At 39.8% G+C, this 12,933-nt stretch carries 7 protein-coding genes and 1 pseudogene; 3 read left to right on the forward strand and 5 right to left on the reverse strand.

The annotated features are described in order from the left end of the window. Positions 1 to 1,989 carry a MacB family efflux pump subunit gene (locus tag ACFIM6_RS03750; RefSeq protein WP_375611710.1) on the forward strand — a complete coding sequence of 663 codons (1,989 nt, stop codon included), beginning with the start codon at positions 1 to 3 and terminating at the stop codon, positions 1,987 to 1,989. Positions 1,990 to 2,975: 986 nt separating this feature from the next. Here ACFIM6_RS03750 and ACFIM6_RS03755 read toward each other — a convergent pair. Beyond that, complete coding sequence (locus tag ACFIM6_RS03755; protein WP_375611711.1) at positions 2,976 to 3,161, reverse strand: hypothetical protein; 186 nt, start codon at positions 3,159 to 3,161, stop codon at positions 2,976 to 2,978. Between the two features lie 2 nt (positions 3,162 to 3,163). Next, positions 3,164 to 3,350 (reverse strand): annotated as a pseudogene (locus ACFIM6_RS03760) (integrase); the annotation flags it as partial. Positions 3,351 to 4,081: 731 nt separating this feature from the next. Between ACFIM6_RS03760 and ACFIM6_RS03765 the strand changes: the two are divergent. Continuing rightward, complete coding sequence (locus tag ACFIM6_RS03765; RefSeq protein WP_375611712.1) at positions 4,082 to 9,034, forward strand: DEAD/DEAH box helicase; 4,953 nt, start codon at positions 4,082 to 4,084, stop codon at positions 9,032 to 9,034. Positions 9,035 to 10,222: 1,188 nt separating this feature from the next. Next, complete coding sequence (locus ACFIM6_RS03770; protein WP_375611713.1) at positions 10,223 to 10,357, forward strand: hypothetical protein; 135 nt, start codon at positions 10,223 to 10,225, stop codon at positions 10,355 to 10,357. Positions 10,358 to 10,376: 19 nt separating this feature from the next. Here ACFIM6_RS03770 and ACFIM6_RS03775 read toward each other — a convergent pair whose 3' ends face one another. The 3 genes from ACFIM6_RS03775 to ftsE are packed head-to-tail and all read right to left on the reverse strand — an operon-like array spanning position 10,377 to position 12,655. Beyond that, entirely contained in the window at positions 10,377 to 11,045 is a 669-nt protein-coding gene (locus tag ACFIM6_RS03775) for a YdcF family protein (RefSeq protein ID WP_375611714.1), read from the reverse strand. A 4-nt stretch (positions 11,046 to 11,049) separates the two neighbouring features. Next, positions 11,050 to 12,003: a cell division protein FtsX gene (locus ACFIM6_RS03780; RefSeq protein ID WP_375611715.1), complete on the reverse strand. Its 954-nt coding sequence runs from the start codon at positions 12,001 to 12,003 to the stop codon at positions 11,050 to 11,052. After that, positions 11,996 to 12,655, reverse strand: a complete 660-nt coding sequence (gene ftsE / locus ACFIM6_RS03785) for a cell division ATP-binding protein FtsE (RefSeq protein WP_273723097.1) — start codon at positions 12,653 to 12,655, stop codon at positions 11,996 to 11,998. Before ftsE ends, ACFIM6_RS03780 begins: the two co-directional genes overlap by 8 nt. Between the last annotated feature and the right edge of the window lie 278 nt (positions 12,656 to 12,933).

The following is a 12,933-nucleotide window of genomic DNA, read 5'->3' on the forward strand; positions in this document are numbered from 1 at the left end:
ATGAGCACAAATCAAGCAGATGCTGTCTTCGTCTTGGAAAATATTGTGCGCAAATTTCCTGCGGGCGAAGCGTTTGTTACCATTTTGAAAGACATCAATCTTACCATTAAACGTGGTGAAATGGTGGCAATTGTAGGTGCTTCCGGTTCAGGTAAATCAACCTTGATGAATATTTTAGGCTGTCTTGATCGTCCAACTTCTGGTCGTTATTGGATCTCTGGTAAAGAAACAGCTTCCCTTTCTGCGGATGAATTGTCGGCTTTGCGACGTAATCATTTTGGTTTTATTTTTCAGCGTTACCATTTGTTGAATGAATTGACAGCTCTTGGTAATGTTGAAATTCCGGCTATTTATGCGGGATGTGCCGTGGAAGCAAGGAAACAGCGGGCACAGGATCTTTTAACGCGTTTGGGCATGGGTGATCGGATAAATCATCGTCCAAATCAGCTTTCTGGTGGTCAGCAACAACGTGTTTCTATTGCTCGGGCGCTCATGAATAATGCGGAGGTCATTCTTGCAGATGAACCAACTGGTGCATTGGACAAAAAGAGTGGGCAAGAAGTATTGCATATTTTGGATGAACTTCATCAAGAGGGGCGTACCATTATCATTGTAACCCATGATATGCAGGTGGCTGAAAGAGCAGAGCGTATTATCGAAATCAGTGATGGGGAAATTATTGCTGATAAGCAGTCAAGGGTTGCAAAAACAAAAGTTGGTGGAAAATCTCTTCAGGAACAACAAAATCTAAAAGGCCAACAAAAACTGGGCTTTTTTCGTTCTTTTGTTGAGCGATTCCGTGAGGCGTTTGTGATGGCTCTGTTGGCAATGAATGCACATCGCATGCGGACTTTTCTAACAATGCTTGGGGTGATTATCGGTATTGGGGCGATTATTGCTATGGTGGCTTTAGGGAATGGTACACGAGAGAAAATTCTGGAAAATTTTAAAAGTTTGGGTACTAATACATTAACCATTTTTCCTGGTAAAAGTTTTTCTGATCCACAAGCAGAAAAAATAACCAGTTTGGTTGAAGCTGATGCAGAAGCCTTGTCTGGATTACCTTATGTTTCTGGTGTAACACCACAGATTTCAGCAAGCTCGAAAGTGCGTTTTGGTGCAATTGAAGTCAATGCCATTATTGCGGGGGTGGGAGAACAATTTTTTCAGACACAGGGGCTCAAAGTTTTCAAAGGACAGTTTTTTGATCAAAAAAGTGTCCATGATCGGGCGGTTGATCTCGTGATCGAGAAAGAAGCATTGTCTGTTCTTTTCCCCCATAGCCATGAAAGCCCCCTTGGAAAGGTGGTGAATGTGGGTAATGTTCCTGCGCGTATTATTGGTGTTGTTGATTCGCAAAATAATGCAAGTGGAGATACATCAAATACTTTACAGCTTTATTTACCCTATACAACAGTGCAGACGCGTTTTCTTGGTACAACAGAAGTTCGTGCGATTACCGTTAGGATTGCTGATGATATTGATTCATATTTAGCGGAGACCATGATAAAACGTTTTCTCATTATGCGGCATGGCGGGGAGGATTTTTTCATTAGAAATTCTGAATTTTTCCGTGAACGTGTTATGGAGAGTACAAATATTTTAACACTTTTAATTTCTTCAATTGCAGCTATTTCCCTGGTTGTGGGGGGTATTGGGGTGATGAATATTATGTTGGTCACTGTTTCTGAGCGGATCAATGAAATCGGCGTGCGTATGGCAGTTGGTGCACGGCAAAGTGATATTTTACAGCAATTTCTCATTGAAGCGATTTTGGTTTGTGTGATTGGTGGTGGTTTGGGAATCTTGCTTGGACTTTCTATAGGTGGCTTGTTTCTTCTGTTTAAGGCACCTATTCATTTGGTTTATACTATTGAATCGATCATTATGTCTCTTACTTTTTCAACCCTCATAGGAATATGTTTTGGCTTTTCTCCAGCGCGGCAAGCTTCACGGCTTGACCCTGTTGTCGCTCTTTCACGCGATTAAGCTTTATCAATTGGGGCATGTTTGTTCGTGATGCTTTCCACTTGGATGAAGCATTTATGAAGCGAAACATGAATGGAAAAAGTTTAGCATTATTTGCTGCTCTATTTTAGAAAACGCTTTGTTCATTAAGTGGAACGTATCACTAGAGGTAAGCGTTTTATAGGACACCCCATCATGTGAGATATGGTAGGCATATAAGCCTTCTTGAGGCATTAAATGTTTTGAGAATGCATGATGAATATTTTAAATCTTTCTTGTCGAGTCTTATGGAAGTAAATCCTATTAAGGAGAAATTAAATAGAACCCGTTAGAATGAGATTGCTTGCAGACTGAATTTTGTTAAAAATTCTCGTCTTCTGAGATGTGAAGAGGAGGACAAATGAAATATACTGCGCGGCGATTCTTAAGATTTAACCTAAAAAGAGGCGAGGGAATAGTATATCTGCTAACAAACAAAAGAACAAAAAAGAAGGTTGATGCCAAAAACAGCTTAAACCTGCGTTCTTCCAAAAAAATGAACTGGTATCGAGATAGTTGAGCAGTTTAAGAGGTTTCGTTTAGTCTTTTTAAGATTTTCGGAAAAGAGGTTATGAGGATTTCTCACTTTTAGTTTTGCAGAAGGTGGTGCAAATTATAGGTGTTTAGGTTTATGCAAATAAATTATGATCGTGCTCAAGTTTTAAAATGTGACCTAAGACACAGCCATTTTCTGTTCCTTTATGCGAGTAACTTAGCTTTCTTTAGAATATTTTGTTTAAGGCATCGCTTTTTTCTGCCTTATCTCATGATTTTGGAGCTGAAGGATAAACAAACCATTTGAGTTTCTAGGGTAAGGATGCCGTCAGATACTCGGTAGGGGGCGTGATCTTAGGAACTAATACCGTGAGATGCGGGTTTGATTTCATGAGTTTGGTGAGGAAGACAAAAAGTTTGAGAGGCGGATAACTTCTTATTTTGAATGATGTATGAATGAAAGGGGCTTTCATTTATTGAAAAAGAATAAGCTCATATTCAGCAGATGTGAGATGAAGTAAGAGAACATCGTAATACCAAGCTGCAGTTATGCTGCTAAAGAACATAATGGCGCTAGTGATGAGCACTGGTATGTCTAGTTGGTATGGTATTCTTCCTCCTGCTACAAGTTCGATACAGAGCGCCATTGTGTTGCACATTAACACTCTTGTTTTAAAGAAACATTTCTCAAGGTATCCAAGCCTATTTTGCGACGCTGTTCATGGTAAATCTATTGAGCACCTCCATCTTTACGCTTATGAAGTAATAAGCCGGCACCATCATTATATTTGCCAGCTCGTGGGTGTTGCGATAGACCTTGCATTAAGGCGGCGGTTCATAAGAGCCATTTTTAGTCATTTCTTGTACAGTTTTTCTCCACACACTCATCCCGCTTGTGATGTGCAAGCAGGTGGTTTTGATTGATTCAAGATAAACAGATTTGAAATGAGAAAATCTTACGTTATTCAGAGTTCTAATTTAATATGAATGACGCTATATTATCATTATAAATCAATATATTGTACAGATAAAAAAGAATTCTAAAACCACCCGCTATAAAGTATAAGAAGCAAATAATTAGTCTACGAAAGAACAAAAGACAAAGAAATATTTCAAAAATCAATATTTTGAATATCACGACTAATATTTTGCGTATTATAGTGAAATTATATGCATGATCGTTCGTAAAATGCGCTGTTTTGTGTGTGGAGTTTCTTCCTTGGTGTCTTGTGTGTTCGCAGGTGTCGTATCCATTTCCCCCCTCTCATTCTTAAGCTAAATCCTAAAATTATTGTGCACTTTATTTTGTATTCTTACAAAAGGCAAAAAATATTTTCAAAATCATCACGCCTTACCGTTTATTTCCATAGGGATATAGACATCAGTAAATGCATCATATGATTTGGGGGATACTCAAAAGGATCAAAAGATTCTCTCTTGTTGATTTAATTAAGCATAGACGAAATATCTTAAAATCAAGCAATTTTAAGCTTTTTTTAAGTTTTTTGGGTAGAACAAGAGGCATTAATGAATAGGTCTAGATTCGATAATTGAAAATGTTTTTAATAGAGAGAAAAGCATGACGACGCTGCAATCGCTTTTACAGAGCTATCGTGATGAAGCGCGTACCGAACGAGATAAAGGTACATATTTTGAGCGTTTTGCTCTTGCTTATCTGATACATGATCCTCTTCAGTCTGGGTGTTATGAGAAGATTCAAACCTTTAAAGATTGGGCTCATGAAAATGATTGGGATGGTCATGATACTGGTATCGATCTTGTGGCAAAGCTTCGTGATGGAGGGGGTTTTGCGGCAATCCAATGTAAATTTTATGATGCAGCCTATCGGATTAGAAAAGCAGATATTGATAGTTTTATTTCGGCATCAGGGAAAGCTCCATTCAAGCGGCGTGTTATTATAGATAGTACTGAACGTGCTTGGAGTGATAACGCTGAAATAATGATACGGGGGCAAGATATTCCTGTTATACGGATTAATCTTTCCGATATACAACAAAGTCCGATCCGTTGGGAAATTTTTGCAGCCCAGGGCAAAGTTGTTTTGGAGGATAAAAAGAAGCTGCGTCCACATCAGCTGGAGGCATTGCGTGATGTGCGTGCTGGGCTTGCTCAAGCAGATCGGGGTAAGCTCATTATGGCTTGTGGGACTGGTAAGACATTTACCAGTCTTAAAATTGCTGAGGATTTGGCAGGTGAAGGCAAGTTTGTTTTGTTTCTTGTTCCTTCTTTGGCGCTGATGTCACAGACGGTGCGTGAATGGACAACGGATGCAGGAATTGGATTGAGATCCTTTGCTGTCTGTTCTGATACACAAGTGGGAAAGCGTCGTAAAAATAGTGATGATGTTGCTGAAATTGATGTGTTTGATCTTGCTTTTCCGGCGACAACTAATGCGGCTAAACTTGCAGATCAGGTGGGGAAGAGTGTTGCAGATAAGATGACCGTTGTGTTTGCAACCTATCAATCCATTCAGGTGATTGCTGATGCTCAGAAAAACTATGGTTTGCCAACATTTGATCTTATCATTTGTGATGAAGCGCACCGTACAACAGGGGCAACGCTGGTGGGAGAGGATGAATCCAATTTTGTTAAGGTGCATTCCAATGATGTTATTCGCGCCAAGAAGCGCCTTTATATGACAGCGACACCACGTATTTTTGGTGATAACGCAAAAAGTCGCGCGAATGAAGTTAATGCTGTTCTTGCTTCGATGGATGATGAAAAGCTTTTTGGTAAAACACTTTTTTATCGGGGTTTTTCATGGGCAGTACAAAATGATCTTTTAACAGATTATAAGGTTATTGTCTTAGCAATGGACGAAAAATTGGTCAGTTCCGCTGTTCAGAAGCGCCTTAGTGATAGCGATTCTGAGCTTATTCTTGATGATGCAACGAAGATTATTGGCTGTTATAAGGCTTTGACAAAACAAAATATGAAGGCTGATGTTGGTACGGATTCATATCCTATGCATCGTGCTTTAGCGTTTTGTAAAACTATTCAAAGTTCTAAACTCGTTCGTGATGAGTTTTCTGCGGTTGTTAGAGAATATCTTGATTATACGAAAGAGGATACAGAAAATGAACATTTTCTGAAGTGTGAAATTGAGCATGTTGATGGCGCTTTCAATGCAAAGGATCGTGGTGCATTACTTGATTGGCTGAAAGCTGATAGTGGGGATGATGTTTGTCGTATTTTAACCAATGCAAGGTGTTTGTCTGAGGGGGTGGATGTTCCGGCTCTTGATGCGATCATGTTTTTAAATCCACGCAAGAGCCAGATTGATGTTGTGCAAGCGGTTGGGCGGGTGATGCGTCGCTCTGAGGGTAAAAAGATGGGATATGTCATTTTGCCAATTGGTATTCCTCTTGATACTCCAGCGGAACAGGCTTTGAACAACAATGATAAATATCGGGTTATCTGGCAAATTTTAAATGCTTTGCGTGCACATGATGATCGTTTTGATGCAACGATTAATAAGGCATCCCTCGGGCAAGATATTAGCAATGTGATTGAGATTATTGGTGTCACACAGAGCACTGAATTAAAGGCTATTACGGCTATTGTAGACAATCTTCCACTACGCGCACAACCAGCACGATTGGGTATTGGTACAGCGGAGCGTGATGTCCTTTTTACAGATGAACAAGGGGAGCTTGCTTTCCCTGTGGATGAGATTTCGCGTGCCATCATGGCAAAGATTGTCAAAAAGTGTGGGACACGAGATTATTGGGAGGATTGGGCGAGCAATATTGCGGAAATTGCTAAGAATCATATTGCACGCTTAACAGGTATTCTGGCAAAGCCAGATACTGAGGCGCGTCAAGCCTTTGACAGGTTTGTGGCAGAACTGCGTGATGATTTAAATGATGCTGTTACAGAAGCTGATGCGATTGAGATGTTGGCACAGCATATTATCACGCGTCCTGTTTTTCAGGTGTTGTTTGAAGGCTATCAGTTCACACGTGAGAATCCTGTCTCGCGTGCTATGCAGCGTATGCTTGATGTGCTTGATGAGGCAAATCTTGATAAGGAATCCAAAGATCTGGAAAAATTTTACGCAAGTGTAAAATTACGAGCCAGTGGCATTACGGATCCAAAAGCAAAACAGAGGTTGATTGTAGAGCTTTATGATAAGTTTTTTCGTTATGCTTTTCCACGCACTGTAGAAAAACTAGGCATTGTTTATACCCCCGTCGAGGTTGTGGATTTTATTTTGCACTCTGTCAATGATGTCTTAGAGCAAGAATTTGGGCAAACGCTTGGCTCATCGGGTGTGCACATCATGGATCCTTTTACTGGAACGGGTACTTTTATCACGCGGCTTTTACAATCGGGTCTGATAAAACCAGAGGAGATGAAACACAAATTTTGTCGTGAAATTCATGCCAATGAAATCGTGCTTTTAGCCTATTATATTGCAGCCATTAATATTGAGACGACCTATCATGGTCTGATGGGGGGAGGTTATGTTCCGTTTGAGGGAATTTGTTTGACCGATACATTCCAGCTTTATGAGCAAGAAAAAGACCTGATCAGTGATTTGCTGGTGGATAACAGTACACGTCGGGCGCACCAGAAGGAACTGGATATTCGTGTTATTGTTGGCAACCCCCCTTATTCTTCTGGACAAAAAAGTGAAAACGACAATGCGCAGAATATTGGCTATCCTAAATTGGATCGTCGCATTCGTGAAACCTATGCCGCTCAATCTAAAGCAAGCAATGTTAATGGACTTTATGACAGTTATATTCGTGCCATTCGTTGGGCAAGTGACCGTATAAAAGACTGTGGTGTTATTGGTTTTGTGACAAATGCAGGTTTTATTAGTAGTTACTCTACGGATGGTTTACGAAAATGTTTAATCGAGGAATTTAGCAGCCTTTATATTTTCCATTTGCGGGGGAATCAACGAACTTCTGGAGAACTCTCTCGAAAGGAGGGGGGAAAGATTTTTGGTTCTGGGTCTCGCGCACCTATTGCGATTTCCATTTTGGTTAAAAATCCGGATGCACAACAGCATGGGAAAATATATTTTCGTGATATTGGAGATTATCTCACAGCAAAAGAAAAGCTCCGTGAACTTCAGAGGTTGGGGAGTATTGGTGGTATCACACGTGAACACAGCTGGCAGATGATTACACCTGATGAGCATGGCGATTGGCTGAATCAGCGCAATAATGATTTTGAAAAATTTCTAGCCTTAGGTGACAAGAAAGGCAGTGATAAAAGGCTCTTTGAAAATTTTTCTGGCGGTATACAAACTAGTCGTGATGCTTGGACATATAACTCAAGTCGTGAAGCTTTAGCAAAGAATATGAGCAATATGATTGCTTTTTATAACAGTGAAGTAGAGCGTTTTAATGCTGCGTATCTACATTCTGATCGCAAAGCACGTGCAAATGCTGTGAACGATTTTGTCAATACAGATTCTAGAAAGATTAGTTGGAGTAGTAGCCTTAAAGAAGAATTAATAAGGGGGAAAGCTTTTAAATTTAAAGATACGTATATTACCCAGAGCCTTTATCGTCCTTTTACACAACAGTGGCTCTATTACAATCGTGTTTTTAACCATAGAGTTTTACAAATGCCACGTATTTTTCCTCTGGAACAAGCGGCTGAAAATAAGGTGATACAAGTTACGGGAATTGGAGCAAGCAGTGGATTTTCTGTTCTGATGACTAAGAATTTATCTAATCTTCATGCAATGGATACTGGTCAATGTTTTCCACGGTATGTTTATGAAGATACTGTGTCCTTGAAAAATAAGGAGGGGGATCAGGTTCATTTGTTTGCAAATTTTGCAGAGGAAAGCAAAGAAACTGGTTTAGAGCGGCGTGATGCTCTTACGGACGAAGGGTTGGCTTATTTTAAGGCAGCTTATCCTGGCGAAATGATAACAAAGGATGATTTGTTTTATTATGTTTATGGGATTTTGCATTCTGAAGATTATCGTGCTCGTTATGCGCATAATCTGTCTAAACAATTGCCGCGTATTCCAACAGTTAAAAAGGTAGAGGATTTTTGGGCTTTTGTTACAGCGGGGCGAAAGCTTGGTGATTTGCATATGAATTATGAAGAGGTTGAACCCTATCCCGTTACCTATAAACAGGGTGATCCAAGAACTTGGGTGATTTCTGATGAGAAGAGTTTTTATCGTGTTGAAGCAATGAAATTTGCTGGTAAGCGTGGTGCTATTGACAAAAGCACCGTGGTTTATAATGCGAATATCACGATGCAGAATATTCCTCTTGAAGCTTATGAGTATGTGATCAATGGCAGGCCTGCTCTTGAATGGGTTATGGAGCGGCAGGTTGTCAAAACGGATAAAGCGAGTGGGATTGTGAATGATGCCAATCGCTATGCTGTTGAAACGGTGGGTAATCCAGCTTATCCATTGGAATTGTTTCAGCGGGTTATTACTGTAAGCTTGGAAACAATGAAAATTGTGCGCAACCTGCCAAAATTGGAAGTGAGAGAAACTGAAAAGGTTAAATTATCCATTGTGCGGTAAAAAAGTGTTGAGTCGTAACAAACTGGCACTATCATACACCTTGCCAGCTCGTGGGTATTGCGACAGCCCTTGGCACTTGAGACAAGTCCATAAGAGGCATGTCTTTCTTGTACAGTTTTACGCTGCGCAGGCTCTCTTCCTTTGTGATGTGCAAGTCCTATGTGATGTGCAAGAAAATGGTTTTGATTGATTCAATAGAGAGCAGATTTGAAATGAGAGAATCTGATGATATTGAGAGCTCTCATTCAAGTTGTAGCGTAATAAATTTTCATTATAAATCAATATATTGTATGTGATACAGCACCTTAGGCAGTGAGGTCGCTAAAATTATGACGCATGAGCTTTAGCGGTAGTGATGAATATTCTCAGGCAGGGTTTTCTTGTCTAGCTTTATGTGAGTAAACCATATAAATGGGGAAGCTGAGTGGAACCTGTCCAGAGAAAGTGGATTGTTTACAAATCGTTGCTAATAAGAATCGTCGCCTTTTGAGATGTTGAGAGGAAATGAAAATTCTCATGAAATCTGTCTTTTGAGGTGTTCTGATATTGAAGTGAGCAGGTGGAACGCGTTAGACAAGAAGCTGAGTTATTATTGTTTACAGATCAATAGAGTTTAAAAATTTTCGTTCTTTTTGGGGATGAAACCAGACAAAAGGTGATCTTAGAGAGCGAAATGATTTCAAAAAAGATTGCGATAAAAAACGTAGGGTATTTGTCGCGGTGTGCGTTTTGAGCTTATTCCTATCTGTGATCTAAAATGCTCTTATGAAGACGCTTTGTATAATGAAGAGATTGTTTCTAATATATTGATTTATAATGATAGTTTAACCTTCTCTCTGTTGAATGAGAAATCTAAGTATTATAAATTTTCTCATTTTAAATCTATTAAAATTACTTCGTTGCATGTCATACAAGGTTGGTATGTTCGTGTTTAAGAAAGGGGTAATGCATGCCTCTTACCAATCATCCCAAGAGATTTAAGAGCTATCGTAATACTTGGGGGGTGGCAAAATATAGGGTGAGGCGGTTTGCATTTTTTATGAAGGGTAAGACAGTGGTATAAATAGATTTTTATGACAAGTCTGGAGATCTTATGGCTGTCTGGGGGCTCTATTTACAAGAGCTTATATATTGGGATGGTATGTACAGATCCGCGCTGTGAGATATGTTTGGGATGTAAGAGATGTTTTGGGTGAACGTGCAAATACAGTGACACGTGCATTGGGATGTTCTGCGTTGTATGAGGGTAAGCTCTGTCGAGCTTTTATAGAGGCAACTCGTGTGGAAGGGTATGAAGCGGTTCGTGGGTGGCAAGGTTTTTAAAAAGTCAGAAGGATAAAGATTAGAATGCGGTTCTGATATAGACTTGGAGCGTTTTAATATATTGGAATATAAGAATGCGGATTTGATTGATCTGTTGTATTGCGCTTTCAGCATTGTTCTTTTTAACAGGATAGGCAATGAAATGGATATCAGGCATTAAATATTTAAGTTCTCGCATTGAGCGCCACACATGGTAATCATGGGTGACGATATAAAGAGTTCTATAGTGGTGTTTTTTGATCCAAGCGGCGCTTTCTTCGGCGTTTCCTCTGGTGTTAATCGCTTGATGCCCAATGTCAATACAACAGGAGATAAGCCGTGGGGTAATATGCATGTTGTGCATGAGACTTTTCAGATTGGTTGTGGTGTTTACGCCACTGATGAGGAGACGTGAACCAAACCCCCTTTGTAAGAGATTAAGTCCTGTCTCTATTCGGTTTTCTCCGCCTGTAAGCACGATAATGGCATCCGCTTTGGGGAGAGGTGTTGGGGGAGAAAGTCGTTCGGTTTTTTCAGAAAAAATAATAAAACCGCCCCAGAAAATGAAAACAGTGATTGCAAGAGTAAGGGTTGTCGGTGGAAAATAGCGAAATAAAAAGCAGGGAGACCAACTATTATAGTGGGGCCGTTTTGGAAGAGGACGTTCTAAATTGTTTTGCGTCAATGAGTTGAAAGTGTTGTGAGTCATAAAATTAAAATAAACCGTTTTCACATTGATCGATTTTTTTCAGTTGCGCTAAAATAGTCATGCGGTTTGTAAGGGTGGTAAGAAAAGAAACGAAAATAATAAGAAAAATGATTTTTCCGTAGGGGATGGAACTTATGGAAAGATGTCCAAACAAAGCTGTTACTTGGCTAGCTTCTACTCTTCCCAAGTTATAATTCGTCCAGAGACAAAAGGCTGAAAATAGAAATATGCTTGTGAGACCACCATATAAAGCACCACGCAGCGCAGTTTTAAAAAAATGCCAGTCAAATTGGCGCGCAATGAAAAGAGTTTCAGTACCAAGGAAATATAAGACATTGATAATATGTGTATTTTCTGCCAATGCATTGCGGGTGGCAAAAATGATGGTGAGGATAAGAGAGCCTAAAACCAATGCTAAAATTGAAAAACCAATGAAAACAGTGGTGTGTGCCATGGTCGCAAAACGATGAACCCAAACACGGTGATCATCAAATTGACCTCCTGGAATTTGGGTTTTAATGGCGTGATTAATGGCTGCAAAATTGATTTTTTCATCTCTCTTCAGGGTCACAATGATGAGGCGGGGAAGGGGTAGTTCATTGACATTGAAGCCTGTTCCAAGCCATGGCTCCAGTAACTTTTCTGTAGCTTTTTGGTCAACAATTTTTGCATCTTGTACACCAGAAAATGTTTTAACCAATTGTACGGCATCACGGAGTGCTTTGTTGATATCAACATTGTCAATGGGGCGTATTTGTATTGTTGCTTCATAGCTAATCTGATTACTCCAATTTTGGGCGGCACGTTGGACCAAATCAACACCGATTAAGGTGAGGCTTGAAAGAAATGTCATAATAGCAATCACGGCAACTAATGCTTTTCCAGAAATATTACCACTGGGAATAATCGCTGTTGTATTTTTTTTATTGCTTGTAAAAATGGGGAAAGACTTATTCATGAATCGTCATCCGTCCGTTATGGAGAAGCATACGCCGTGCTGCAACTTGTTCCATTAAGGCAATATCATGGGTGGCAATGATAACAGCCGTTCCAAAACGGTTTAATTCAATAAACAAACGGAGGAGGCGTTTTGCCAAGGGCGGATCGACATTTCCGGTGGGTTCATCGGCAAGTAGAATTTCAGGTTGATCAATGAGTGCGCGTGCAATGGCTACCCTTTGTTTTTCCCCACCGGAAAGAACCGGTGGTAAAACATGAATATGATCTCCAAGACCTACCCAACAGAGAAGATCTTCCACTTCACTGCGATAGGTTGCTTCTTCTTGTCCTTTAATGCGTAAAGGTAAGGAGACATTTTCATAAGTGGTCATGTGGTCGAGTAAACGAAAATCTTGAAAAACCACCCCAATACGTTGTCGCAGCGCAGGGAGCTCTTGTCGTTTGAGTAATGCTGTGTCTGTTCCAAAGAGATCAATATGACCGCGGGTGGGTTTGAGTGCCAAAAACATAAGACGCATCAGCGACGTTTTCCCTGCTCCAGAGGCACCTGTGAGAAATTGAAATGATCCAGGAGGAATATGAAAGCTAATATCACGAAGGACCTCAGGGCCCATTCCATAGCGTAGGCCGACATTTTCAAAATGAATCACTTTTTATTATTACTCCTGATTTTATATTGCATCATTTATTCTAAAAACTCTTACTTTCATTGCTTTAGATTTTTGTTGTAAGCTTGTTTATTTTAGATTTCATGGTTTTCAATATTTTTTATACACCCTCGTTATAGATAAATATTTTTGCTCAAGAATATTATCACTTATACTTTCTTTTTTTAGCCTTATTTATGATTTTAGCAGGAATTTCAAAGGGATTCTAGCATAAACATCAGAACTATTTTTCCTTCTTACTCAGAGGCTTTTTTTGCACT

The sequence above is a fragment of the Bartonella sp. AA9NXGY genome (assembly GCF_042196845.1).
Lineage (GTDB): Bacteria > Pseudomonadota > Alphaproteobacteria > Rhizobiales > Rhizobiaceae > Bartonella.